This is a genomic window from Sunxiuqinia rutila (assembly GCF_050589705.1).
GTDB classification, from domain to species: Bacteria; Bacteroidota; Bacteroidia; order Bacteroidales; family Prolixibacteraceae; genus Sunxiuqinia; species Sunxiuqinia rutila.
On sequence record NZ_JBNGOT010000007.1, the window covers coordinates 77,872 to 103,036 of the forward strand.

At 44.4% G+C, this 25,165-nt stretch carries 19 protein-coding genes; 11 read left to right on the top strand and 8 right to left on the bottom strand.

The genetic code is table 11. The annotated features are described in order from the left end of the window. Window positions 1-88 precede the first annotated feature (88 nt). Both ACRD6K_RS10420 and pulA read left to right on the top strand, forming a co-directional pair. Entirely contained in the window at window positions 89-634 is a 546-nt protein-coding gene (locus ACRD6K_RS10420; protein ID WP_430973214.1) for a hypothetical protein, read from the top strand. Beyond that, a complete protein-coding gene (pulA, locus tag ACRD6K_RS10425) occupies window positions 635-2,572 on the top strand; it encodes a type I pullulanase (RefSeq protein WP_430973215.1) in 1,938 nt (645 codons plus the stop codon). Here pulA and ACRD6K_RS10430 read toward each other — a convergent pair. Both ACRD6K_RS10430 and tsaE read right to left on the bottom strand, forming a co-directional pair. Further along, complete coding sequence (locus tag ACRD6K_RS10430) at window positions 2,569-3,777, bottom strand: alanine dehydrogenase (RefSeq protein ID WP_299580956.1); 1,209 nt, start codon at window positions 3,775-3,777, stop codon at window positions 2,569-2,571. The genes pulA and ACRD6K_RS10430 overlap by 4 nt on opposite strands. 55 nt (window positions 3,778-3,832) lie before the next feature. Continuing rightward, window positions 3,833-4,255 carry a tRNA (adenosine(37)-N6)-threonylcarbamoyltransferase complex ATPase subunit type 1 TsaE gene (gene tsaE, locus ACRD6K_RS10435; RefSeq protein WP_430973216.1) on the bottom strand — a complete coding sequence of 141 codons (423 nt, stop codon included), beginning with the start codon at window positions 4,253-4,255 and terminating at the stop codon, window positions 3,833-3,835. A gap of 130 nt (window positions 4,256-4,385) precedes the next feature. Between tsaE and gcvH the strand changes: the two genes are divergently transcribed. Together gcvH and ACRD6K_RS10445 are read left to right on the top strand one after the other, a co-directional pair. Further along, window positions 4,386-4,766 carry a glycine cleavage system protein GcvH gene (gene gcvH, locus ACRD6K_RS10440; RefSeq protein ID WP_299580950.1) on the top strand — a complete coding sequence of 127 codons (381 nt, stop codon included), beginning with the start codon at window positions 4,386-4,388 and terminating at the stop codon, window positions 4,764-4,766. A gap of 239 nt (window positions 4,767-5,005) precedes the next feature. Next, window positions 5,006-5,875 carry a hypothetical protein gene (locus ACRD6K_RS10445; protein WP_430973217.1) on the top strand — a complete coding sequence of 290 codons (870 nt, stop codon included), beginning with the start codon at window positions 5,006-5,008 and terminating at the stop codon, window positions 5,873-5,875. Window positions 5,876-5,990: 115 nt separating this feature from the next. Here ACRD6K_RS10445 and infB read toward each other — a convergent pair whose 3' ends face one another. The 3 genes from infB to rimP form a co-directional block, all read right to left on the bottom strand. Further along, window positions 5,991-9,020, bottom strand: a complete 3,030-nt coding sequence (infB, locus tag ACRD6K_RS10450) for a translation initiation factor IF-2 (RefSeq protein ID WP_430973218.1) — start codon at window positions 9,018-9,020, stop codon at window positions 5,991-5,993. A gap of 104 nt (window positions 9,021-9,124) precedes the next feature. After that, window positions 9,125-10,360: a transcription termination factor NusA gene (gene nusA / locus ACRD6K_RS10455; protein ID WP_299580944.1), complete on the bottom strand. Its 1,236-nt coding sequence runs from the start codon at window positions 10,358-10,360 to the stop codon at window positions 9,125-9,127. A gap of 12 nt (window positions 10,361-10,372) precedes the next feature. Continuing rightward, window positions 10,373-10,834, bottom strand: coding sequence for a ribosome assembly cofactor RimP (gene rimP, locus ACRD6K_RS10460; protein WP_430973219.1), 462 nt, complete (start codon window positions 10,832-10,834; stop codon window positions 10,373-10,375). A 169-nt stretch (window positions 10,835-11,003) separates the two neighbouring features. Here rimP and ACRD6K_RS10465 point away from each other — a divergent pair, with 169 nt between their 5' ends. The 5 genes from ACRD6K_RS10465 to ACRD6K_RS10485 all read left to right on the top strand — a co-directional run bounded on the left by ACRD6K_RS10465 (window position 11,004) and on the right by ACRD6K_RS10485 (window position 16,193). Continuing rightward, window positions 11,004-12,311, top strand: coding sequence for an HD domain-containing protein (locus ACRD6K_RS10465; protein ID WP_430973220.1), 1,308 nt, complete (start codon window positions 11,004-11,006; stop codon window positions 12,309-12,311). A gap of 37 nt (window positions 12,312-12,348) precedes the next feature. Beyond that, a complete protein-coding gene (gene lpxD, locus ACRD6K_RS10470) occupies window positions 12,349-13,395 on the top strand; it encodes a UDP-3-O-(3-hydroxymyristoyl)glucosamine N-acyltransferase (RefSeq protein WP_430973221.1) in 1,047 nt (348 codons plus the stop codon). 20 nt (window positions 13,396-13,415) lie between these two features. Beyond that, window positions 13,416-14,804, top strand: coding sequence for a bifunctional UDP-3-O-[3-hydroxymyristoyl] N-acetylglucosamine deacetylase/3-hydroxyacyl-ACP dehydratase (locus tag ACRD6K_RS10475; RefSeq protein WP_299580932.1), 1,389 nt, complete (start codon window positions 13,416-13,418; stop codon window positions 14,802-14,804). Between the two features lie 27 nt (window positions 14,805-14,831). After that, complete coding sequence (lpxA, locus tag ACRD6K_RS10480; protein WP_299580929.1) at window positions 14,832-15,614, top strand: acyl-ACP--UDP-N-acetylglucosamine O-acyltransferase; 783 nt, start codon at window positions 14,832-14,834, stop codon at window positions 15,612-15,614. A gap of 108 nt (window positions 15,615-15,722) precedes the next feature. Then, complete coding sequence (locus ACRD6K_RS10485) at window positions 15,723-16,193, top strand: hypothetical protein (RefSeq protein ID WP_430973222.1); 471 nt, start codon at window positions 15,723-15,725, stop codon at window positions 16,191-16,193. A 98-nt stretch (window positions 16,194-16,291) separates the two neighbouring features. Here ACRD6K_RS10485 and ACRD6K_RS10490 read toward each other — a convergent pair whose 3' ends face one another. Genes ACRD6K_RS10490 through ACRD6K_RS10500 form a run of 3 tightly spaced genes read right to left on the bottom strand, consistent with a single transcriptional unit; the run spans window position 16,292 to window position 20,865 of the window. Further along, entirely contained in the window at window positions 16,292-17,260 is a 969-nt protein-coding gene (locus tag ACRD6K_RS10490) for a glycoside hydrolase family 130 protein (RefSeq protein ID WP_299580923.1), read from the bottom strand. Window positions 17,261-17,287: 27 nt separating this feature from the next. Continuing rightward, on the bottom strand, window positions 17,288-18,592 hold the full coding sequence (locus ACRD6K_RS10495; RefSeq protein WP_299580920.1) for an MFS transporter: 1,305 nt from the start codon (window positions 18,590-18,592) through the stop codon (window positions 17,288-17,290). A gap of 23 nt (window positions 18,593-18,615) precedes the next feature. Then, window positions 18,616-20,865 (bottom strand): GH92 family glycosyl hydrolase, encoded by a 2,250-nt coding sequence (locus ACRD6K_RS10500; protein ID WP_430973223.1) that lies wholly within the window; start codon window positions 20,863-20,865, stop codon window positions 18,616-18,618. Between the two features lie 316 nt (window positions 20,866-21,181). Between ACRD6K_RS10500 and ACRD6K_RS10505 the strand changes: the two genes are divergently transcribed. Both ACRD6K_RS10505 and uvrA read left to right on the top strand, forming a co-directional pair. Next, window positions 21,182-22,114, top strand: a complete 933-nt coding sequence (locus tag ACRD6K_RS10505; RefSeq protein WP_430973224.1) for a lytic transglycosylase domain-containing protein — start codon at window positions 21,182-21,184, stop codon at window positions 22,112-22,114. A 5-nt stretch (window positions 22,115-22,119) separates the two neighbouring features. After that, the gene (gene uvrA / locus ACRD6K_RS10510; protein ID WP_430973225.1) at window positions 22,120-24,984 is read left to right on the top strand and encodes an excinuclease ABC subunit UvrA; all 2,865 of its coding nucleotides are present in this window, start codon (window positions 22,120-22,122) and stop codon (window positions 24,982-24,984) included. Window positions 24,985-25,165: the final 181 nt, after the last annotated feature.

Sequence of the window (25,165 nt, forward strand, 5' to 3'; positions counted from 1 at the left end):
TTTTTCGGTAGACAATTTAGTTGGTAAAACTTCTGAGTCCGTTATTAATTGCAGGACTTTGCTATTTTTACATACTTAAATTGAAAACATGAAGAAATTATTTTTTAGCATGCTTTTGTTACTTCCGGCTGGGGTGTTTGCTCAAAATGAAGTTCAACCGGCAGGGTATAAGTTACTGTGGTTTTTAGGAATTCTGGTGGCCTTGCCGATTGTCTATTACTTCATTCAAAAGTTCTTTTTTAAGGGCACGTCACAGAAAGGTAAGCCGGGTTCAGTTTCCCGGAGCAAATTGAAAATAAATTTATTGAAAGATCGTAAATACCGGCCCACGGTTCTTACCTTGAGAGTGGAAAATAGAAGCAAGAAGGATATTGACCTGGAAGCGCCTGTTTTGAGTTTCCGCAAATTATGGTCGAAGCGGAAATTTAAATTGAAAGGCATCAACCGATACGAGATTTATCCGCTGTTCTTGGAAGCCGGAAAAACCCATGAGCTTCGAATTGACTTAAGTGTTTTCTACGATCATGACCGAAAGCTGAAGCGTTTTTTCTGGGCCAAAGTTCAGCTTCAGGATACCAAAGGGAAAAGTTATTCATCCTCTTTCATCACCTTACGAAAAAGCTTGTTTTCATAAATGAGAAGCTGGAAGTTTAACCATATCGACTTTTCAACTTATCCTTACTACGGAGGAGATGATCTGGGAGTGCGGTATTCGGAAGAAAACTTGCAGGTGAAAGTATGGGCGCCAACTGCCCGACAAGTTGAGCTGAAACTGTATCAAAACAGCACTGGCGGACGGACGATCCGGCGCGAATTTCTGAGTCCGCAGGCCGATGGCGTTTGGCAACTGAGTTTGAAGGGAGCTTTTGAAGGGCTTTTTTACACCCTTAAGGTTAACGATGGTTCCTGGCTGAGTGAAACGCCCGGTATTGACGCCCGTGCAGTTGGCGTAAACGGGCGGCGAGGCTTGATCTTTGATCCGAAGAAAACAAACCCCCAAGGCTGGGAAAACGACCAGCCGATTGCTCCAATACCTGCCGTTGATGCCGTTTTGTACGAATTGCATGTCCGTGACTTTTCGATGTCCCCGGAGTCGGGCATGAAACATAGGGGAAAGTTTCTGGCTTTTACCGAAGAAAATACGGAAACACCCGGAGGAGCAGCAACCGGGATTGATCATCTAAAAAGTTTGGGAATAACCCATGTCCACCTGTTGCCGGTATTCGATTTTTTCACTGTTGATGAGAATTATCCGGAAAAGAAGTACAACTGGGGCTACGATCCGCTTAATTTTAATGCTCCGGAAGGAAGTTATGCCAGCCAGCCAGATGATACTTCGCGCATTACTGAGTTTAAGCAGCTGGTGCAGGCTTTGCACAAAGCCGGAATTGGGGTGGTGATGGACGTGGTTTATAACCACACAGGCTATACCCGCAGGTCGTGGTTTAACCAAACCGTACCCGGCTATTATTACCGGCAAAAAAGCAATGGGAGCTTTTCGAATGCCAGCGGTTGTGGTAACGAGGTCGCGACAGAACGAGCCATGGTGCGCAAGTACATTGTTGACTCATTGAAATACTGGGCTTCGGAATTTCACCTGGATGGGTTTCGGTTTGACCTGATGGGCATTTACGACCTGGAGACCATGAACGAAATTCGGAAGGCACTGGATGAATTACGTCCGGGAATGCTGCTGTATGGCGAAGGTTGGGCTGCAGACTACAGTCCGATGGATGAAAAGTACCGGGCGGTAAAGCGCAAGGTTGCAAAGTTGAATGGAATTGCCTGTTTTAATGACGATATGCGTGATGCGATCAAGGGCAATAACTTTGATGCCAAAAGCCAGGGCTTCGTAAACGGACGCACGCTCAATGAGGAAGCGGTTAAGTTTGGTGTTGTGGCGGCTTGTCATCATCCACGGATTGTGTACAGTTATGTGGAAAGTTCGCATGAGGCTTGGGCTAAAGAGCCTTGGCAGTGCGTGAATTATGTGTCGTGTCACGACAACTTCACCCTGTTTGATAAGCTCACCCAAAGCTGTCCGGATGCCTCGGAAGAACAGTTGAAGAAAATGCAAAAGTTGGCCGCTGCCTTGATTTTTACCTCGCAGGGAATTCCATTTTTGCATGCCGGAAGTGAGTTTTGCCGAAGTAAAGGCGGCAACCATAACTCGTATAAATCACCTGATGCAGTCAACCAAATTGACTGGAAACTCAAGGAGCGTTTTGGGGATATCTTTGCCTATTTTCAAAAATTGCTAGCGCTTCGGAAGGCTGTTCCTGCTTTTCGCATGCGTTCGGCTGATGAAATTCGACGGCATCTGCACTTTTCGGAGAATTATGAACCGGGCGTTTTAGCTTATTCTATCCTGGATTATCCCAATCCGTTTGGCTGGAAAACGATTCAATTAATTTTTAATGCCAAGCGGGTTGCGACTAATATGGAGTTAGATCAGCATAACTGGGAGGTGATTGCCCGTGAAGACGAGATTGAACTGAATGGAATAGACTGCTTGCTGGACAAAAACGTATCTGTTCCGCCGCTGTCCATGCTTATTTTGGTGAAAGGCTAGAAAATAGCCAGCAGCAAATCAATATCCTTGCTCGGAATATTCAGCTTACTGCCCAGATCCTTATTGGTTAGTATGCCGTTGTAAATATATACCCCTCTTCGGATTCCGGTTGAGCTTTTAATGTAATTTTGCATGCCTCCAATTTCCCCAACGGTAATGATGATAGGAGTTAGTACATTGCTAAGCGCAATGGAAGCGGTTCGTGCCACCATCGAAGCCATATTGTGTACGCAATAATGAATAACGCCGTGTTTGATGTAGGTCGGGTTTTTGAGGGTGGTTGGCATGCTGGTTTCAAAACATCCGCCTTGGTCAATGTTGAGATCAATAATGACAGACCCATCCTTCATATCGCGGACCATTTCTTCAGAGACCTGAAACTTAGTGTTGGAGTTAAAAGACATGGCTCCTAGCACAACGTCAGCGGATCGCAGTGCTTTTTTTAGCACATTAGGATATAACACCGAAGTGAAAATTCGCTGACCAAGGCGGTCTTCAAGTTCCTGCAGATGGAACATGTTGTCGTCGAAAACCTTAACGGTAACACCGAGGCCCAGCGCTGCACGGGCAGCATATTCGGCTGCCGTTTTGGCTCCGAGAATAACCAGTTCGGTAGGAGAAATGCCGGTAACCGATCCGAGCAAAACCCCTTTACCATTCCTCGAGTTGCTTAAATATTCGCTGGCGATGGTGATGGCCGTTGAACCGGCAATCTGGCTCATTAAACGAACAACAGGCAAGCACTTATCCTCGTTTTCCATGTACTCGTAGGCAATGGTGGTTACTTTCTTTTTCATCAGTTTTTGTACCGTTTCCTGGCAATGGTTGCTCAGGTGCATGTTCGAAATCAGGGTTTGCTGACCACGCAGCAGGTCAATTTCATCTGAATCAAAAGGGGCTACCCGGATAATAATGTCGCACTGGAAAATTTCCTCTCGCTTGTCAAGCACCATGGCTCCGGCCTCGCGGTATTCTTTGTCAGAGTAACTGGCTGCCTTGCCGGCATCTTTTTCAATGTAAATTTCGTGGCCGTAGGAAACCAGGAGGGCAACAGCTTCGGGGGTGAGTGGTACCCGGTATTCAATTTTTGAAAAATCAGATGGAATGCCAATGGTAATTCGCTTGCCTTTGCGTCGTATTTCCAACATTTCTTCTTTGGGCAGAAGTAAGGATTTAATCTCCGATTGTTGCTCTTTTTCAGTCATCCCGACAAAGTTAATGGCTCAATTTACTCTTTTATATGTAATAATTCAAAAAGAATCAGAGCTTATTCGTTGTGATCTTTCGCGCGTCTGTGTCCAGCACTTCAATATTGACCGCTATAACCTGATCAGGAAGCAGTGCTTCAATATTTTCAGGCCATTCCATAAAACAGTATTTACCACTGTAAATGTAATCATCAAAGCCAATATCCAGTGCTTCTTCAATATTTTTTATGCGGTAAAAGTCGAAGTGAAAAATGCGCTCATTTTGGGCGGTACTGTATTCATTAACCAATGCAAAGGTTGGACTGGTAATCGGGTCGGTTGAGCCCAGTGCCCGGCACAGGGCTTTGATTAAGGTTGTTTTTCCGGCTCCCATTTTTCCGTAAAAGGCGAATAGCCGCTCATTCGGGAAATGCTTGAGAAATGCTTCGGCCGCTTGGGGAAGCTCTTGAACTGAGTTAATTTGGATTGAAAACATGGTTTTAATTTCTTGATTGCAGCAAATTTAAATAAACTTCATTTTAAAAAACACGAAGGCTGATTTTTGTTCGATTTCTGTTTGCAAAAAATGTATTACTTTTGAAGAAATCACAATTGAAGTTAGCATTATGAATCTGCCAGAAAACTTAAAGTACACCAAAGAACACGAATGGGTTCGTGTTGAAGAAAACGTTGTTTACGTAGGTATCACTGACTTTGCTCAGGGAGAACTGGGTGATATCGTGTTTGTTGAAATAGAGACAGAAGGAGAAGAGCTGGATAAAGCGGAAACTTTTGGAACCGTTGAAGCCGTAAAAACGGTTTCGGACTTGTTTATGCCTGTTGCGGGTAAAGTTCTTGAATTCAATACCGAATTGGAGGATGAGCCCGAGCTGATTAACAAGGATCCTTATGGAAAAGGCTGGTTGATTAAAGTGGAGATTAAGGATGCGGCTGAATTGGACGAGCTGATGGATGCTGCTGCTTACCAGGCTATGCTGGAAGCATAATTCATTTTTTACAAAAACAGTTGTGCCTGACGGCGCAATCAAGATAGTACCGATCCCCGGAGAATAATTTCTTCGGGGATTTTTTGCTTATGGAGCTAAGAGATAAGCTTTGCCAATGCAACGGTGAAGATACTGGGCTAAATTTGGGGAAAATCTAACAATCTGTAAGGACCTCTTTGCTCTTATTTTATGATCATTACTATCTTTAGTCTGTAACCTGACTAAAACTCCAATAGAAAATGAAAAACCTGATCAAAAATTTGTTGAAAAAATACTTCCTGATATTGAAAATCAGGAATCGTTTATATCCATCGACACAAATCAGTCAACGGCATTTATTTCATTATTATCAGGATTGTAAGAAGAAGAACATTCCTAAACTTGCAGAAACCGGGTTTCGGGTGTTTTCCCAGTTTGAGGAGGATGGCAAACTGCTTTTTATTTTCTCAGTAATTGGGATGGATAATAAAACATTTATCGAAATTGGTTCAGACGATGGGGTAAATAGCAATTGTGCCAACCTGCACTTCAATTTTGGATGGCATGGGCTGTTCATTGATGGTAATAAAAACGCAATAGAACGAGGGCAAAAATTTTATTCTAAATATCCTCATCCTTGGAACTATTCGCCAAAGTTTGTTTGCGTGAAAGTGTTAAAAGATAATATTAACCAAGTTATTGAAAATGCAGGGTTTAGCGGAGAAGTAGGATTGCTATCTATTGATATTGATGGTAATGATTATTGGATTTGGGATGCTCTTGAAATTATTAGTCCGCAAGTGGTCATCATTGAAACGCATAATGAATTTGGCTATGAAGATATTGTAGTCCCCTATGATCCGGATTATTTATTTCCGGGGAAACATCCAGTTTATCATGGCGCTTCGCCGATAGCCATGAGAAACTTGGCCCGTCAAAAAGGGTATCGGCTTGTTGGCGCCAATGAAATGGGCTTCAATTTTATTTTCATTAAAAATGGTCTTGCAGAAACAGAAATTCCAGAGGTTAGTGTTGAGTCTCTTCTTCAACATCCATCGACTATCGAAAGCTTTGACAAATTCAAAGAAATTAGTGAATGGGAGTATGTCCGAAATCGATTCAATAATTAAGTTTCCAGCTTGACGGACGCCTAACTTTTGCTGTGTATTACAAGTCTACACGAAATATTAAGCCAAAAAAAATCCGGCTGGGAGGCCGGATTTTTAATTCTTTTCAATCGATTATTTATAGCGACTTGGCAACTTCAATTTCGTGGAAAGCTTCCACCATATCGCCAATTTTAATGTCATTGTATCCTTCAATGTTCAATCCGCACTCATAGCCTTTTGAAACTTCTTTCGCATCGTCTTTAAAACGTTTCAATGATCCGAGTGTTCCGGTGTAAATCACAATTCCATCGCGGATAAGTCGTACTTTGTTGTTGCGTTGAATTTTGCCATCGCGGACAATACAACCGGCAATTGTACCAACTTTGGTGATTTTGAAGGTCTCCAGAATTTCTGCGGTTCCCAAAATTTCTTCTTTGATCTCAGGCGAAAGCATGCCTTCCATCGCTGATTTAATTTCGCTAATCGCATCGTAAATAATGGAGTACAAGCGGATATCCACTTCTTCTTTCTCGGCCAGCTTACGGGCTTGTACGCTCGGACGCACCTGGAAGCCAATTACAATGGCATCGGATGCCGTAGCCAACATGATGTCTGATTCAGAAATGGCACCTACTGCCTTGTGAATAACATTGATCTGAATTTCTTCAGTTGACAGTTTGATCAACGAATCAGAAAGTGCTTCAATAGAACCATCCACGTCACCTTTTACAATCAGGTTCAATTCCTGGAAGTTTCCAATCGCAATCCGGCGACCGATTTCATCCAGCGTAATGTGTTTCTGCGTACGTAATCCTTGCTCACGTGCAAGTTGCTCACGCTTGGTAGCAATTTGACGGGCTTCACGTTCGTTTTCAAAAACGTTGAATTTATCACCTGCCTGTGGCGCTCCGTCCAGTCCCAGAATAATAACCGGTTCTGATGGGCCAGCGGATTCAATTCGCTGGTTACGCTCGTTAAACATGGCTTTGATGTGTCCGTAATATTTGCCGGCCAGCATGATGTCTCCCTGGTGCAAGGTTCCGTTTTGAACAAGCACAGTGGCCACATAACCGCGTCCGCGGTCCAGTGATGATTCCACGATGGTTCCGGTAGCTCGTTTGTCTTTATTTCCTTTTAGTTCCAGCATTTCAGCTTCCAGCAATACTTTTTCCAGAAGTTCGTCCATGTTGGTACCATGCTTGGCTGAAATGTCCTGACTTTGGTATTTCCCACCCCATTCTTCAACCAGGTAGTTCAGGTTTGCCAACCCTTCTTTGATTTTATCCGGATTAGCTCCCGGCTTGTCAATCTTGTTAATGGCAAAAACAATGGGTACTCCCGCTGCCTGGGCGTGGTTAATGGCTTCTTTGGTTTGGGGCATGATGTCGTCATCAGCCGCAACAATAATGATGGCAATGTCAGTAACCTGCGCACCACGTGCACGCATGGCGGTAAAGGCCTCGTGACCCGGTGTATCCAGGAAGGTAATTACCCGACCATCTTTTAAGGTAACGTGGTAAGCGCCGATGTGCTGGGTAATACCCCCGGCCTCTCCGGCAATTACGTTGGCGTTACGAATGTGGTCAAGCAATGAGGTTTTACCGTGGTCAACGTGTCCCATTACGGTAACAATCGGAGCCCTTGGGTGTACTTCGTTGGGTTCGTCGTCTTCTTCAACGCCATCCAGAATGTCGGCGCTGACAAATTCAACTTCAAAGCCAAATTCTTCAGCAACGATGGACATGGTTTCAGCATCCAGACGCTGGTTGATCGAAACAAACAAACCAAGGCTCATGCATGAAGAAATAACGTCGGTAACGCTTACATCCATCATGGTAGCCAGTTCTGAAACCGATACAAACTCGGTTACTTTCAGAATGTTTTGTTCTGCGCTTTCGCGTTCAAATGCAGCTGTGGCTTTTTCACTGGCCGCTTGTCGTTTGTCGCGACGGTATTTGGCTCCTTTGGATTTTTGTTTTCCTGAAGTCAGGCGGGCCAATGTATCTTTAATTTGCTTTTGTACATCTTCCTCGCTAACCTCTTTTTTAATGATTTTGCGCTTTCCTTTTCCACCTTGTTGTGACAGGCGTCCACGCTGTTGTTGTCCTTGTGGAGCTTGTCCGGGTTTGTTAACGGTAATGCGCGAGTCAGAGTCTTTCTGAATGCGTCTGCGTTTTTTCTTGGCGTTTTGCGCGTTGGAATCACTGGAGGAAGCGACTGGCTTCTTCTTTTTAATTTCAATTCGACCAACAACATTGGGGCCTGCAAGTTTTTCAACGCGGGTTTTAATTTCATTATCCGAATTGCTGCCTTGTTCCTGGTTGCCCTGACGCTTTTGCTTTTCTCTTTCCTTGCGTTCCTCTTCTTTTTGCTTTTTCGTCTTCTTCGTAGGACGTGTTTTTTGGTTGATGGACGAAAGGTCGATTTTACCGACTACTTTAATTTCATCAACTTTAGGAACATTTGTCTGAACTTCTTCTGTCGGTTCAGCTTTTTTCTCTTCTTTTTCTATCTTTTCAGTCTTTGGTTCTATTTTCTTCTCTTGCTCAACAGGCTTGGGTTCAACCGGAGTGCTTTTTTGAGCCTTGGGCGCTTCAACTGGTTTTTCTTCCTTTTGTGGCTCAGCTGGCTTTACCTTTTCTTCTTCTTTTTCTTGCTTCAGATCTGCCTTCTTGATGACGGTAGGTTTTCCTTCCCGTTTCTTAGGCTGCATGCTTTCCAGGTCAATCTTACCAAGGACCTTAGGATGTTCCACTTCCGGTTTTGCCTGTTCTTCTTCTTTTTCTTCCTTGGGCTGTGGTTTTTCTTTGGCTTTCGGAATTTCCTTTTTAGGCGGATTCATATCCTTAATCCGAACTTCTTCCACTTCCTCTTCGTCCTCATCAAGATCATTATCGTCTGAAGAGGCATCGGTATTTTCAAGCGAAATAGATTCGTTTTTACTACGGTGACTCATCAGGTTGATCTTTTCTGACTCTTTTTTCAGCGTGATGTCACTCTTATACTCTTTTTCGAGCATCTGGTATGCATCTTCCGAAATTTTAGAGTTCGGGTTTGAATCAATTTCAAATCCTTTCTTATGCAGAAACTCTACAATGGTATTAATTCCTACATTAAACTCTCGTGCTACCTTACTAAGTCGCGTACTTTTTTTGCCAATTGCCATATACCCAATCTGTTTTTTTGTCTTTTTTTTAATTTTGCGCAAAAACTATGCAATTCTATATCCAATTTGATTAACTGCCAATCGTATGAAACGATTGATCTTGACTATTCAAACTCGGAACGCAAAATCTTTAATATGTGATCAATTGTTTCTTCTTCCAGATCTGTTCGTTTAATCAGATCATTGCGGCTAAGACTCAACACGTTTTTTGCGGTGTCGCAGCCAATGGATTTCAACTGATCCAAAATCCAGGCGTCAATTTCGTCTGCAAATTCTTCCAGGTTCACGTCTTCATCATCGGTCTCCATTTCCCGGTAAACATCAATTTCGTAACCGGTAAGTTGGCTTGCTAAACGAATGTTTAAACCACCTTTACCAATGGCCAGAGAAACTTCATCGGGCTTAAGGTAAACATCGGCACGTTTGATGTCTTCGTGTAATTTGATCGACGTTATTTTTGCCGGATTTAATGCCCGTTGAATAAACAACTGGACATTGGCTGAATAATTGATCACATCAATATTTTCATTTCTCAGTTCACGAACAATGCCGTGAATACGGGATCCCTTCATGCCGACGCAAGCGCCAACCGGGTCAACCCGTTCATCATAGGATTCAACTGCTACTTTCGCACGTTCGCCAGGTACCCGAACAATTTTCTTAATGGTAATCAGTCCATCAAAAATTTCAGGCACTTCTAACTCGAACAATCGCTCGAGGAATACAGGAGAAGTGCGGGACAAGATAATTAAGGGGTTGTTATTTCTAAGCTCCACCTTGTAAACCACAGCCCTCAGGTTATCTCCCTTGCGGAAATAATCGGAAGGGATTTGTTCTGTTTTGGGCAGGATCAACTCATTACCTTCGTCATCTAAAACAAGAATTTCTTTTTTCCAAACCTGGTAAACTTCTCCGGTAACAATATCGCCAATTTTGCTTTTGTACTTGCCGAAGATGTGGTCTTTTTCCAATTCCAGAATCCGACTGGCCAGGTTTTGACGCAGGTTCAGAATCGCACGACGACCAAAGTCTTTCATCTTAACTTCGTCCGTAACTTCTTCGCCTACTTCGTAGTCATCATCAATTTTCTTGGCTTCAGTAAGTGTGATCTGAGTATTTGGATCTTCGATGTCGTCATCTTCCACAACCTCACGGTTGCGCCAAATCTCAAAGTCACCCTTATCGATATTGATAATGATGTCGAAATTCTCATCTGTTCCGTATGTTTTTTGCAAAACATTCCGGAAAACGTCTTCAAGAACGCTCATCATGGTGACCCGGTCAATATTTTTCAGGTCCTTAAATTCAGAAAAGGTATCGATAAGATTAATCGTATCCATTTTGCGTTCGTTTTAGAATTTTATAATGTTTTTAACTGTTTTTGCTTCATCAAACGCTATACGGTGAAGGCGGGTGATAAGTTGCTTTTTTTTATGGCCTTCTACTTTTTCACGTTTAACTGTTTCGAGTTCAAATCCATCCTGATTGACCGATTTTAACTCTCCGCTTAGTTTTTCGCCTGTTTTCAGGACGACTTCCATTTCCTGCCCGATGTTTTTGACATACTGACGGTAAACTTTAAGCGGTTGTCCTAAACCGGCAGAAGCGACTTGTAATTCAAAATCTTCTTCTTCACGATCTAAGCTACCTTCAACTAAACGGCTAATTTGAACACAGTGATCAATTGTAATACCGTTCTCGCTATCCAACGATACCTTGATTTGGTTACTTGGAGTCACTTCCAGGTCAACGATAAACTGGTCTTCACTTAGTTCATCTTCAATGAGTTGTGTTATTTTACTTTTATCAATCATAAATTCCGACTAATAAAACAGGGGACTTTTGGTCCCCTGCAAACGGTCTATCTTCCAATTGTCAGCGCAAAATTAGCAAAAGGAATTCAAAACTCAAAATGTGGAAGTTAATGAATGTCAGTTATTACGTGTTTGCGAAGTATGTCGTGAGGCTTGCTTAGGCGCAGGAATGAAAAAGTTTTTTACTTTTGTTGAAGACACATTTAATGAAAACGTAATTATTGGATTGAAAACAAATAAAAAGAAGATTATCAATGATCCGGTTTTCGGATTCATTACCCTTCAGTCTGAGTTTATCTACGATTTAGTCGAGCATCCTTTTCTTCAGCGTTTGCGGCGCATTAAGCAATTAGGCCTTTCAAATATCGTTTTCCCCGGTGTGAATCATACCCGGTTTGAGCATGCCATCGGTGCGGTACACCTTATGGGGATGGCCATTTCCAGTTTGAAGATGAAAGATGTTGACATTAGCGATGACGAAGCTGAAGCCGTGACGGCAGCTATTTTGCTGCACGACATTGGTCACGGTCCGTTTTCGCATGCCTTGGAGCACTCGTTGGTGGAGGGAATTTCGCACGAAAGCCTTTCGCTGATGTTGATGGAAGAAATGAACCGGCAATTTGGAGGGCGACTGGACATGGCGATTCAGATTTTCAAAAATGAATATCCTAAAAAGTTTTTGCACCAGTTGGTGGCAAGCCAGTTGGATATTGACCGCCTGGATTATCTTCGCAGGGACAGCTTTTTTTCTGGTGTTACGGAAGGAACCATTGGCTCAGACCGGATCATTAAAATGTTGAATGTGCGCAATGACGGCTTAGTGGTTGAGCACAAAGGGATTTATTCCATTGAAAAGTTTTTGATTTCGCGCAGACTGATGTATTGGCAGGTGTACTTACATAAAACGGTTTTGTCGGCCGAGCAAATGTTGGTGAAAGTGCTGCGCCGGGCAAAGGAGTTGATGATGAGTGGGGTGGAGGTTTTTGCAACCCCTGCTCTGAAAGTTTTTCTTCAGCATAAAATTACCAGCCACTGTTTTGATCAGGCACAGTTTGTAGACGGTAAAAATTTGCTGGACTTGTTTGTCGAACTGGATGACAGTGATTTAATTTTGGCGATGAAACAGTGGCGGCATCATGATGACCAAATTTTAGCCTACTTGGCCGGAGCTGTCATTAATCGGAAGCTTTTTCGGATTAAAATTAAAAGTTCGGCTTTTTCAACGGAAACGATTTTGGGATTGAAGGAGCAGATCATGAGGCGCTGGACGATTACAGAAGATGAGGTGCATTACTTTCTGATCAGTGATTCCATCAGCAATTATGGTTACATTTCGGGAAGCGATAAAATAAATATATTAATGAAAGACGGGAGTGTAAAGGAGATCAATGATGCGTCAGATGTGAACATTTCAAGCTTGCTGCAAACGGTAAGGAAATATTTTGTGTGTTACCCGAAAGAATTGGACGTTAAGTAATTTAAACCTATTTTTGCACCGCGCCAAGAAAAAAAATATGGAATTTAAAGCACTAAATATCGCTGATTTCCTTCAAGGTACGGTTGAGGGAGATGAGCAAGTAAGCGTTAACAATGTATCGAAAATTGAAGATGGAAAGCCCGGTACGCTGGCTTTTTTGGCTAACCCCAAATACGAACGATACATTTACGAAACCGAGGCCTCAATTGTGTTGGTCCGTCAGGATTTTAAACCGGAAGAGCCTGTTAAAGCCACTCTGATTCGAGTAGAAGATCCTTATGAGGCCTTCGCCTCTTTACTTGAGTTGTACGAGCAGACCAAGAAATTGAAGCAAGGCATTGAGCAGCCCTCTTTTATCGATCCTTCAGCGAAGGTTGGTGAGGAGGTTTATTTTGGAGCCTTCGCTTACCTCGGACAAAACTCAACCCTTGGAGATAACGTCAAGGTCTATCCTCAAACATTTATTGGTTCCGGAGTAACCATTGGTAAGAATACCATCATTTACGCCGGAGCAAAAATATATGATGGCACTGTCATTGGTGCCAACTGTGTAATTCATGCGGGGGCGGTTATTGGCTCTGATGGCTTTGGATTTGCTCCTAAACCGGATGGATCATACAGGAAAATTCCGCAGGTTGGAAATGTTATATTAGAAGATGATGTGGAGATTGGAGCCAATACAACGATTGACTGCTCCACCATGGGATCAACCATTATTCGCAAAGGAGCCAAGCTGGATAACCTGATTCAGATAGCCCATAACTGCGAGGTAGGAGAAAATACCGTCATGGCAGCTTTGGTCGGGATTGCCGGATCAAGCAAAGTGGGTAAAAACTGTATGTTTGGTGGACAAGTCGGAATTGCCGGACACTTGAACATTGGTGATGAGGTGAAAATTGGAGCCATGTCAGGGGTAACCAACAATATTAAATCGGGACGTACCGTGCTCGGAGCTCCTGCTATGGATCATGAACAAGCCCTGAAAACCTATGTGGTTTACAGGCGTTTGCCTCAATTGCGAAGTCAATTGATTGATTTGCAGAAGGAAGTAGCGGAACTAAAATCGAAGTTAAACGAACAATAAGTTTTAGAAAACGACTGGTAATGACAATAATGCAAAAAACTTTAGCCCGGGAATTTTCATTAAGTGGCAAAGGATTACATACGGGAGTAGAGGTTAATATGACCTTTAAACCAGCTCCCGAAAATCATGGATTTAAATTTCAACGAATTGATTTGGAAGGTGCTCCAGTTTTGGAGGCCGATGCCAGCCTGGTGGGAGATACCTCACGGGGAACGGTAATTGGTAAAGACAATGTACGCTTGAGTACAATTGAGCACGCTCTGGCAGCACTTATCGGTATGGACCTGGATAACGTGTTGATTGAGATTGATAATGAGGAAGTACCTATTTTGGACGGAAGCGCGAAATTATTCGTTGAAGCCATTTCCGAAGTGGGAATCGTGGAGCAAAGTGCTGAGCGGGAATATTTGGAAATCACGGAAAAGATTGTGTATAAAGATCCAGAGTCGGGCTCTGAAATTGTTGCTTTGCCGGATACGGATTACAGCCTGAACGTGATGATCTCTTTCAACTCAAGTGTGCTGAACAACCAATTTGCGACCTTGGAGAATCTTGCTGACTTTAAGCAGGAAGTGGCTCCTTGCCGCACCTTTGTTTTTGTGCGTGAACTGGAGTTTTTGTTGAAAAACAACTTGGTTAAAGGAGGTGATCTGGATAATGCCATTGTTATTATGGATAAGGACATTACTCAGGACGAACTGGACCGTTTAGCCGATTTGTTCAACCACGAGCATATTGAAGTTCGTAAAGAACAGGGGATCTTAAATAACCTGGATCTTCAGTTTGAAAATGAATGCGCCCGTCATAAACTGCTTGATGTTATCGGTGACTTGGCTCTGGCTGGTCGTCGTATTAAGGGGCGCATTATTGCAACCAAACCTGGTCATAAAGCCAATACCGAGTTTGCTAAGTTGCTGAAAAAAGAAATCAGAAAACAAGAAGTCGCTAAAATCATCCCGCAATACGATCCACTTCAGGAGCCTTTATTGGATATCAACGATATTCGCTCGTTCCTTCCGCATCGTTTTCCGTTTTTGTTGGTTGATAAAGTCATTGAAATTAAAGATGACTATATTGTAGGCGTGAAAAATGTTACGGTTAACGAACCATTCTTTCAGGGGCATTTCCCTGACGAACCGGTAATGCCGGGCGTGCTGTTGATTGAGGCAATGGCTCAGTGTGGCGGTTTGTATGTGTTGCATGATAAAGAAGAAAAATATTCTACCTATTTCATACGTGTTGATAATGTTAAGTTCAGGAAGAAAGTAGTTCCGGGTGACACCTTGTTGTTCCGGATTGAGCTGGTTTCTCCTATCCGTCGCGGAATTGCTAATATGAAAGGGCTTTGTTATGTCGGAGAGACCGTAGTGGCCGAAGGCGATTTTATGGCGCAGATTGTAAAGGCTTAAAAAATTACTGAAAACAATTATTATAAGATGAAACAACCGTTAGCTTACGTGCATTCAGAGTCACAGGTGGCAGAAAACGTGGTGATTGAGCCATTTGTCACAATCGACAAGGATGTCATTATCGGGGAAGGTACTCGTATTGGTTCAAACGTAACCATTATGCCCGGAACCCGAATAGGTAAAAATTGCCGTATTTTCCCTGGAGCAATTATTGGAGCTGTTCCGCAGGATTTAAAATTTAAAGGTGAATATACAACAGTTGAAATTGGTGATAACACCACCATTCGCGAGTGTGTTACCATTAATCGGGGAACTTCAGCAAGGGGAAAAACAGTAGTTGGTAACAACTGCTTGATTATGGCTTATGTGCATATTGCCCATGACTGTCTTGTAGGAAATAATGTGATTCTGGTTAATAGCACGCAGTTAGCTGGCGAAGTCGTGGTTGATGACTGGGCAATCATTGGTGGAATGACAGCGATTCATCAGTTTTGCCACATTGGCTCTCATGTTATGATTTCCGGCGGATCGCTGGTTCGTAAAGATGTTCCTCCGTACATTAAAGCTGGTCGTGAGCCGCTTTCTTACGTTGGAATCAACTCCATTGGGTTGAGACGTCGCAGTTATGGCAACGAAAAAATACGGGAAATCCAGGAGATTTACCGGTATATCTATCAAAAAGGATTGAATATTGCTCAGGCAGTTGAAATTATCGAAGCAGAGATGTCAGCCACTCCCGAGCGTGATGAAATCCTTCTTTTTGTGAAAGATTCTAAGCGTGGAGTTATTCGTGGTTATTTCCCCGATTGATTTGTACCTGAAAATATTGAAGAAGAAGCCCGGTTTATACCGGGTTTTTTTGTGCAACTTTTTGTGAAAACCATTGTTTCTATACCAACATTTTAACACGATATTCGCATGAAAATTCAATTATTGGCCTTTATTCTTTTGTTGTCGAATGCAGCGTTGGCACAAGAGCATGACCACGATCACCATCGTCACCACATTGGCATTGGAGTTGGAGGATCGAGCCTGCTTTCGGAGTATGACCTGGCTTTAGGTACGCACCTGCACTACTTGTATCGAATTCGCCCGCACAGTCCTTTGTCGGTTGGGCTTGGGTTTGAATCGGTATGGGACGAACATACACACAATACAATTACGGCGTTACTGAACTACCGTATTCTTCCGCGTTTGTCCGTTAATATTGGGCCGGGCTATAGTTTTGCCAAGGAAGAGGATGAAACGCACAAAGCCTTGTCCGGTCACTTGGAAGTTTTATATGAATTTACGGTTGGGGAGTTTCATATTGGGCCCATGCTGGGCTTTGGCTTCGAAAAGGAAGAATCGCATGCCTCTTTGGGCCTTCACCTGGGCCTGGGCTTTTAGTGCCTGAAGCAATCTAAGAGATATAAAAAAATCCGGCTGATTGCAGCCGGATTTTTTATTGCTCCAACACCAGATGGGTGGAGTGTTTCTTCAGTAAGCTATAATGAGTTATTCTTGATGAAATCGATGATTTCTTGTTGATAACCGAAAGCCATTCCCACGACCGTGTCAGCAGCTCCGTAGTAAACAGCAATTTTCTCGCCATCGTTTAGGGCAGCGCATGGGAAAACCACGTTAGGCACATCGCCAGCCAATTCGTATGGCGCAGCTGGAGCCAACAAGTAAGGTTGTGTACGGTAAAGTACCTTGGATGGATCTTCCAGGTCAAGCAAAGCTGCTCCCATGGAGTAACGGAAGCCGTTGCAGGTGTTGATTACCCCGTGGTAAAACTCCAACCATCCGTCTTTGGTTTTAATTGGCACTGATCCAGCTCCAATTTTAGTACACTGCCAGGCACTGTTTTCAAATGGGCTAACTTTCATCACACAGCGGTGCTCTCCCCAGTATTTCATATCCGGGCTGTAGCTGATGTAGATGTCACCAAAAGGCGTGTGTCCGTTATCACTTGGGCGGCTCAGCATGGCGTAGCGACCATTGATTTTTTCAGGGAAAAGCACGCCGTTGCGGTTGAAGGGCAAAAAGGCATTTTCGCACTGGTGGAATGTTTTAAAATCGAAGGTGTAAGCGATTCCGATTGTTGGTCCGTGGTAGCCATTACACCAAGTTACCCAGTAACGATCTTCGATAAAAACGACCCGTGGATCGTATTTGTAATCGGAGTCGATCATTTCCGTATTTCCAGCAACCATTTCAATGGGTTCGTGGTTGATGTCCCAGTTGATACCGTCTTTACTGAATCCAGCAAAAATGTTCATCTGAACCGCTTTGTTGTCGCAACGAAAAACGCCGGCAAAGCCATCTTCAAAAGGAACAACGGCGCTGTTGAAAATACTGTTTGAGCTTGGAATGTGGTAGCGTCCAATAACTGGATTCGCCGAATATCTCCACATGACCTCGGTTGACCCTTCCGGTCTGTTTTCCCATGGAATTGCAGGTTGTGTAGTCATCGTCTTGTATTTTTTAATTGATTAAAATTATGCGTTATTTTCGATCTCTTGAGGTTCTGCTTCTTTGTTGTCGGGATGGGTGAACGGAACAAAACGGGCAGCAAAGAAGGACGGAATCATGGCCACTAAAATAAACAGAAAGAATGATTTGTAACCAATTGAATCACTTAAAAAGCCACTAAGCATACCAGGCAGCATAACACCCAGGTTCATAATGCCTGAAGCAAAAGCATAATGAGCCATTTTGTATTTTCCCGGAGCCACTTGCTGCATCATAAATAAGGTTAGTCCGACAAACCCAAAGCCGTAGGCAAAATATTCAACAATAACAGCAGAACTGATTAAATAAATGTTTGACGGGCGAAAAACAGCCAGTAAGGCATATACGACAAACTGAAAGTTAAAGATGCAGATGAGGGTAAAAAGCGATCTCCGCAATCCTTTGCCAGCAATGAAATAGCCAGCCAGCAAGGACCCCAGAACAAATGCTCCGGACCCAAATACCCCGTACAGAAGCCCAATTTTCGAAGTGCTTAATCCAAGTCCTCCATCAGCAATGGATGCTTTAAAGAACAGGGGTGCAATTTTTACGGCAAAGCCTTCGGCAAACCGGTAGATGATGATGAAGGCGATGTACCAGCCAATGTATTTCTTCTGGAAAAATGTTCGCAATACATCCCACAGGGTTTGAAAGCCTTCTTTCAATGAATCGACTTGCCCTGTGGCAGCCCCTCCTGAGGGCAACATCCGGGTGTGGTAAAGGGCAAGCAGGATCATGGTTGCTCCATAAATTACCATGATAATCATCCAGCCATGAACAGCCCCAATTGTGTTTTCCAATATTCCGGCCAAGTAGACCAACCCACCGGCTGTTAAAACTTTGGCGATGTTGTAGGCAGCTCCCTGCCAGCCAATATACCGGGCCTGGTTTTGCGATGATAAAACATTCATGTACACCCCATCGGTGGCGATGTCGTGCGTTGACCCACTCAGGGCAATCACGGCCAGCAGCGCAATGGAGTAAGTGAAGAACTCATTCAATTGTAACGAAAAGGCTACCAGAGCAAAGGTGGCACCGGTTACAAACTGGGTCGCTACCACAAAATGTTTCTTTGTTTTGAACATTTCCAGTACCGGGCTCCATAAAAATTTCAAGGTGTAAGGCAGAAGAAGCAACGACGTCCAAAAGGCAATCATCGCATCGCTAATGCCCAGGCTTTCATACATCAATGGCGAAGCCTGATTAATAGCAGCAAAGGGAAGTCCCATGCCAAAGTAGACGGTAGGGATCCAGGCTGCAGGGTGGATTTTTTTCAGTTGATTAAAACGCATGTTCGTTGGTATTTTGTATTCTTTTATTTCTCAATTTCCAGTACACCACCCGAAACAAGCTCTTTGTGGTTGATGAAATAACGATTCAGCTTTTTCCCGTCTTTGCTAATCTTTTGAATGTACTCTCCATCTCCTTTGGTGCGGATGATGAGTTCTTTGCCTGGATAGAAATTTTGATCCAGACGAATTTTAACTTCGTCAAAAACGGGTTGAGCAATGCTGTAGTCGGTATTACCCGGGCAAACAGGGTAAAAGCCCATCATGCTGTAGACGGCCCAGGCTGAAAGTGTTCCGCAGTCGTCGTTCCCCGGAATTCCTCCCGGCGCATTTTTATAATGCTCGTTTAGCAAGCGGCTCACTTCTTTTTGGGTGCGCCATTCTTCTCCTTTCACGTAGTTGAACAACCACGGGTAATGAATGTCGGGCTCGTTGGCCACATCATAATGACCGTCGTCAAAAATACCCTGCAGTTTTTTTGTGAATTTTTTCTTTCCACCCATCAATTTCATGAGTCCATTGATGTCATGAGGAACGCAAAAGGTGTATTGATAGGCGTTTCCTTCGTGGAACCCAGGGCTTGGCTCAAAGTTCTCTCCTTGTTTTGGATCGAAATCTTGATAGAATGAGCCATCGGCCATTCTGGGTCGAATCATCTGGAATTCATCCTTGTCGTAATATTCTTTGTAACGCAGCGACTGAGCCAGGAAGCGTTTGTAGTCTGCATCTTTGCCCAAAGCTTTCGCAAACTGAGCCAGGTTCCAGTCGGCAATGTAGTATTCCAAGGCATGCGATACCGAGTTGTCAAAAGGTGTTGTGTAAGGCACGTATCCTTTGGACAGGTAATCGTCAATATCCGGGCGTAACTTGTTTTTGGCTCCTTCGGTGGTTGCCGACTTATACATGGCTTCATAAACAGACTCCGTGTCGAAGTCAGTTAGTCCGCGCAGGTAAGTGTCAACAATTACCGGGATGGCAGGGTCGCCTTCCATTACATGCGTTTCGGTGCTGTTAAGTTCCCATTTCGGAAGCCAGCCACTTTCTTCGTACATGGCAATCATCGAACGCACCATGTCCAGCTGCTGCTCGGGGTAAATCAAGCTCATTAGCGGATGAAAGTTCCGGTAAGTATCCCAAAGCGAGAAAACGGTGTAGCGGTCGCCTTCTTTAACTTCGCCAATTCCGTAGGACTCCATCAAAGGGTATTGACCGTTGACATCATTAATTACGTTGGGGTGAATGTGCATGTGGTACAGCGCCGTGTAGAAAATGGTTTTCTGATCGTCCGTTCCACCTTTTACCGATACGCGTGATAGCGCTTCTTCCCATTGGGCTTTGGCTGCTGTGCGTGTTTGGTCAAAGTTGAAGTCGGGCATTTCCACCTCCATGTTTTGGCGGGCATTTTCAATGCTGACGTACGAAACAGCCACTTTTACCAATACTTCTTCGTTACTTTCGGTATCAAATGTCATGTAAGCACCGATGCTGTCGCCGGCCATCTGTGCTTGAAATTCAGGATAGAACTTGAAGGCACCATCGGTTGAAGACCAAGCTGATTCGGCTGTCATTTGTGGCATCTTTTTCCAAGCTCCGAATGATTTGGCCGGCTTGCTAAAACGGGCTACAAAATAAACCGGGCGTTCAGTTCCATCGTTGTAACAAAATGTGCCGGTCATGCGCCAGCCTTCAATTTCACGGTTATTAACAATCCGTAGCGCGGCTCCGCTTTCGTTGGTTAATCCCGTTCCCAAGTCCAACAGGATGTTGGATTGGCCTTTGGGGAATTTGAACTTACTCAGTCCAACCCGGGCGCTGGCGGTTACTTCTGTGGTAATGTCATATTTTTCCAGGTGGTTGGAGTAAAAGCCGGGCGACGCTTTTTGCTCCGTCATTGGCGAACCATAAACTTTATTGCTGGCTTCCACTTTGCCGGTGGTTGGCATCAAGAGGATCACACCAAGCTCGGGACATCCAACACCACTTAAGTTGACGTGAGAATAGCCGGTGAAAAAGTGATTGTCCCACGAATAAGGCGTTGACCACCACTGGTTATCTTTGTCCCATTTGTTGCTTGCCGATCCACTAACATTGAAGGGCACTACCGAAACCATGCCTTGCGGAACAATGGCTCCGGGGTTTGTTGTTCCATAGTTGGTACTTCCGATGAATGGGTTTACCCAATCCGTCGATTTTTTTTCTTGCGAATAAGCGGTGCCCAGACCACTCAAAGCTAAAATGAAAGTCAGGATAGCTAAGCGTAAAACGTTATTAGACATCGTAGTAGAATTTGAGAGTTTTAAGTCGCAAAGTTAATTAATTCGCTTCTTAATGAGTCGTTTTATGTGGAATATGGCCTCGGTGGCGAATTCTTTAAAAAGTCGGTCAGCTGTAAGCTGTTGTCCGGTAAATGTTTGAGGACTCGGTTTGGAATTACTTTTTTTATCTAATTGTCGTGCTAAATGCTTTGTTGCTGTGTAATTTAAGCCATCGCGGCGATTTGATTCAAAATCTTGTTTTTTCAGATTAATTAAGTTGAAAGCCAGCTACAAATGCATTATTTTTGCCGTTTAGTAAATTTTGAATAGTAAGATTATGAAGCGGATTGTAAGTCAATTGTTGTATAGTTTGATCTTAGTTGTTGTGGTGTTGGTAGCTTACCAGTTTTTGGAATCTTCAACCTATCCGGAGGAGGCTGCGGAGCCTGAGGCCCGGCATTATTATAGCGCTGTTCAGGTGCCGGATTCGCTCACGTTCTGCGGCGAAAAAGTGCCGTTGGAACTTTTTGACATCTACGAAAGTCTGGATCGGGAACTGCTGGTCAATTCGTATTTTCATTCGCAAACCTTACGCTTTATAAAAATGGCTCCTCGGTTTTTCTCCATTATTGAGCCCATTTTAGAAGCCGATAGTATTCCCGAAGATTTTAAATACCTGGCCCTGGCTGAAAGTGGCTTTAACCCTAAGGCGGTATCTCCGGCAGGAGCTGTTGGCTTTTGGCAGTTTATGAAAGGAACGGCTCGGGATTATGGCCTGGAGGTGAGCGGTGAGGTGGATGAACGTTACCACATTGAAAAAGCGACGCATGCAGCTTGTGCCTACTTGCACGAGAGCTATGCCAAATATGGCAGTTGGACGACTGTTGCAGCCACTTACAATGCCGGACGTAGTTTTGTGGGACGCCAAATTGAAAGGCAAAAGGAAAACAACTACTACGATTTGTTGTTAGGAGAAGAGACCAGCCGTTACGTATTTCGGATTCTGGCGTTGAAATTGGTGATGGAGAATTCTTTGGCCTATGGATTTGAGGTGAGTGAGGATGACTACTACCCCGTCTGGAACACCAAAACCATTCAGGTTTCGGGACCTGTAGCCAACTTTGCTGATTTTGCCCGGGAACACCAAACCAATTATAAAATACTGAAGATGCTGAATCCGTGGTTACGCGAAGCCTACCTGACGAATACCTCCGGTAAAACCTATGAAATCAAATTGCCGGCTGAAGGATTCAGAACACTTACAAAGTAATGCACATGCAGAAAACAGAAACAGCGGTTCTGGAAGAAGAACGCTTAGAGAATGAAGAAAAGGTTGTGGTGCTCGGTGCCCGGGTTCACAACCTCCAAAATATAAATGTGGAGATTCCGCGAAACCAGCTCACGGTGATTACCGGCCTGAGTGGCAGTGGGAAATCTTCACTGGCTTTTGATACCATTTATGCAGAAGGACAACGGCGTTACGTTGAAACATTTTCAGCGTATGCCCGGTCGTTTTTGGGTAATATGGAGCGCCCCGATGTTGATAAGATTACCGGTCTTAGTCCGGTTATTTCCATTGAGCAGAAAACCACCAACAAAAATCCCCGCTCCACGGTAGGTACGGTTACCGAAATTTATGACTTCCTGCGCCTGCTGTATGCGCGTGCCGGCGAGGCTTTCTCCTACGAAACCGGAGAGAAGATGGTGAAATACACCGATGACCAAATATTGAAACTGATTCAGGAGAATTTTGCCGGCAAGCGAATTTTGGTGATGGCGCCCTTGGTGCGCGGTCGGAAAGGGCATTACCGCGAGCTGTTTGAGCAGTTCAGGCGCAAGGGTTTTTTGTATGCTCGAATTGATGGCGAGGTGAAAGAGCTGGTGCCCAATATGAAAGTGGATCGCTATAAAAATCACTTCATCGAGGTGGTAGTCGATCGGCTGGAAGTGGAGCCGGAAAGCATGAAAAGACTGAAAGAGTCGGTTCAAACGGCCATGACCCAGGGACATGGAATTATTTTGGTGATGGAGCACAACTCCGACCACATGAAGTATTACAGCCGGCAGCTGATGTGTCCCACTTCTGGGATTTCCTATGCCGAGCCAGCGCCGCATAACTTTTCATTCAACTCGCCGCAGGGCGCGTGTACCCGGTGCAATGGCCTGGGGCAGGTAGCCGAGATTGATCTGGAAAAGATCATCCCTGAGCCGGATAAAAGTATTGCTAAAGGCGGAATTGCTCCGCTTGGTGCGCAAAAAAACACCCTGATTTTTTGGCAGATTGAAGCCTTGGGCGAAAAGTACGGCTTTACGCTAAAAACACCCGTGAAAGACATTCCGGAAGATGGATTGAATGTCGTGCTTTACGGAACCAATGAACGCATTCAGTTGAAGAATTCCCCGCTCGGAAGTTCGGTCAATTATATGATGAGTTATGAAGGGGTTATTAAATACATTAACAGCCAGCGCGATGATAACCCATCGAAAAAGGCGAAAAAGTGGGCCGATCAATTTGTCAAGGAACAAACCTGTCCGGATTGTGGCGGGCTGCGCTTGAAAAAAGAGTCGCTTCATTTTAAAATTGACAACCGGAACATTTCAGATGTGGCCAAACTGGATATCAGTGAGCTGGGTATTTGGTTGCAGGATTTGGAAGAGCGATTGACTGACCGGCAGCAAAAAATCGGTACCGAAGTCATTAAGGAAATTCGTGACCGGGTGGGCTTCTTGGTCGATGTTGGCTTGGAGTACCTGTCGCTGGATCGAACTTCACGTACCTTGTCAGGTGGTGAATCGCAACGAATCCGGCTGGCGACCCAAATCGGTTCCCAGCTGGTTAATGTCTTGTATATTCTGGATGAACCCAGTATTGGACTGCACCACCGCGATAACCTGCGGCTGATTCATTCGTTGCAAAAATTGCGCGACACTGGTAACTCGGTTATCGTGGTTGAGCACGATAAAGACATGATGCTTACGGCCGACTATATTGTGGATATGGGGCCGTTTGCCGGAAGGCATGGGGGCGAAGTTGTGGCCGCGGGTACGCCCGATCATTTGCTGAAGGCCGATACGTTAACCTCCAAATACCTGAACGGCGAACATCAAATTGCTGTTCCGGAGTCGCGTCGGGCAGGAAGTGGAAAATCCATCAAGTTAAAAGGCTGCTCGGGGAATAACCTGAAAACGGTGAATGTTGAATTTCCCTTGGGGAAACTGATCTGTATTACTGGGGTTTCGGGTAGCGGAAAGTCCAGCCTGATCAACGGGACGCTGCAGCCAATATTAAGTCAGCATTTCTACAAATCGGTGAAGGATCCTTTGCCTTATAAAAAGTTGGAAGGGCTGGAAAATATTGATAAAGTGGTGCAGGTTGACCAGTCGCCTCTGGGGCGCACACCACGTTCCAATCCGGTTACTTACACCGGCGTGTTTTCCGACATTCGGGCGTTGTTTGCCCAGTTGCCCGAAGCCAAAATCAGGGCTTATAAGCCGGGACGCTTTTCCTTCAATGTAAAGGGCGGACGATGCGAAGACTGCCAGGGCGGAGGCTTGAAACTGATTGAGATGAATTTCTTGCCGGACGTTTATGTGCACTGCGACAGCTGCAACGGGAAGCGTTATAACCGCGAAACGCTGGAGGTTCGGTATAAAGGCAAATCCATTGGCGATGTGCTGGACATGACAATAAACCAAGGCGTGGAGTTTTTCGAAAACTTGCCTTCCATTGCGCACAAACTGAAAACTCTGCAAGAAGTTGGTTTGGGCTATATCACTCTGGGGCAATCATCCACAACCCTGTCGGGTGGCGAGTCGCAGCGGGTAAAGCTGGCTACTGAGCTGGCCAAGAAAGACACCGGAAAAACGCTTTACATCCTGGATGAGCCAACCACCGGCTTGCATTTTGAAGACATCCGCGTGTTGCTGGAAGTCTTAAACAGGCTGGTTGACCGGGGAAACACGGTGATTGTGATTGAGCACAACATGGATGTCATCAAGGTGGCCGATCATATTATTGATATGGGACCCGAGGGCGGAAAAGGGGGCGGACAACTGTTGTGTGCCGGAACGCCCGAAGAAGTGGTAAAGAACCGGAAGTCATATACGGCCAGGTATCTAAAAAAAGAGTTAGCTTTATAGCAAAATCATCTCATGTCCGAAGGAAAACGGAATTGTGATTCTTATAATTGAAGGACAATGCCGGAGATATGTTAAGCCAGAAATGGACGTCTACGTTGAATAACCAGTAATGTAACTGGAAGCAACGGAGATGCAGGTCGATGCAGCGCATTTTCAGGTCGAAGCAGAATTTGCGGGCATA

Bases quoted from the DNA above. Each gene is read 5' to 3' on its own strand.
- ACRD6K_RS10505 (WP_430973224.1), top strand. From the start codon at position 21,182: ATGAAGCGGATTGTAAGTCAATTGTTGTATAGTTTGATCTTAGTTGTT.
- ACRD6K_RS10430 (WP_299580956.1), bottom strand. From the start codon at position 3,777: ATGACTGAAAAAGAGCAACAATCGGAGATTAAATCCTTACTTCTGCCC.
- ACRD6K_RS10500 (WP_430973223.1), bottom strand. From the start codon at position 20,865: ATGTCTAATAACGTTTTACGCTTAGCTATCCTGACTTTCATTTTAGCT.
- nusA (WP_299580944.1), bottom strand. From the start codon at position 10,360: ATGGATACGATTAATCTTATCGATACCTTTTCTGAATTTAAGGACCTG.
- ACRD6K_RS10465 (WP_430973220.1), top strand. From the start codon at position 11,004: ATGAAAAAGTTTTTTACTTTTGTTGAAGACACATTTAATGAAAACGTA.
- ACRD6K_RS10485 (WP_430973222.1), top strand. From the start codon at position 15,723: ATGAAAATTCAATTATTGGCCTTTATTCTTTTGTTGTCGAATGCAGCG.
- gcvH (WP_299580950.1), top strand. From the start codon at position 4,386: ATGAATCTGCCAGAAAACTTAAAGTACACCAAAGAACACGAATGGGTT.
- uvrA (WP_430973225.1), top strand. From the start codon at position 22,120: ATGCAGAAAACAGAAACAGCGGTTCTGGAAGAAGAACGCTTAGAGAAT.
- rimP (WP_430973219.1), bottom strand. From the start codon at position 10,834: ATGATTGATAAAAGTAAAATAACACAACTCATTGAAGATGAACTAAGT.
- ACRD6K_RS10445 (WP_430973217.1), top strand. From the start codon at position 5,006: ATGAAAAACCTGATCAAAAATTTGTTGAAAAAATACTTCCTGATATTG.
- tsaE (WP_430973216.1), bottom strand. From the start codon at position 4,255: ATGTTTTCAATCCAAATTAACTCAGTTCAAGAGCTTCCCCAAGCGGCC.
- ACRD6K_RS10490 (WP_299580923.1), bottom strand. From the start codon at position 17,260: ATGACTACACAACCTGCAATTCCATGGGAAAACAGACCGGAAGGGTCA.
- ACRD6K_RS10495 (WP_299580920.1), bottom strand. From the start codon at position 18,592: ATGCGTTTTAATCAACTGAAAAAAATCCACCCTGCAGCCTGGATCCCT.
- ACRD6K_RS10420 (WP_430973214.1), top strand. From the start codon at position 89: ATGAAGAAATTATTTTTTAGCATGCTTTTGTTACTTCCGGCTGGGGTG.
- lpxA (WP_299580929.1), top strand. From the start codon at position 14,832: ATGAAACAACCGTTAGCTTACGTGCATTCAGAGTCACAGGTGGCAGAA.
- ACRD6K_RS10475 (WP_299580932.1), top strand. From the start codon at position 13,416: ATGACAATAATGCAAAAAACTTTAGCCCGGGAATTTTCATTAAGTGGC.
- lpxD (WP_430973221.1), top strand. From the start codon at position 12,349: ATGGAATTTAAAGCACTAAATATCGCTGATTTCCTTCAAGGTACGGTT.
- infB (WP_430973218.1), bottom strand. From the start codon at position 9,020: ATGGCAATTGGCAAAAAAAGTACGCGACTTAGTAAGGTAGCACGAGAG.
- pulA (WP_430973215.1), top strand. From the start codon at position 635: ATGAGAAGCTGGAAGTTTAACCATATCGACTTTTCAACTTATCCTTAC.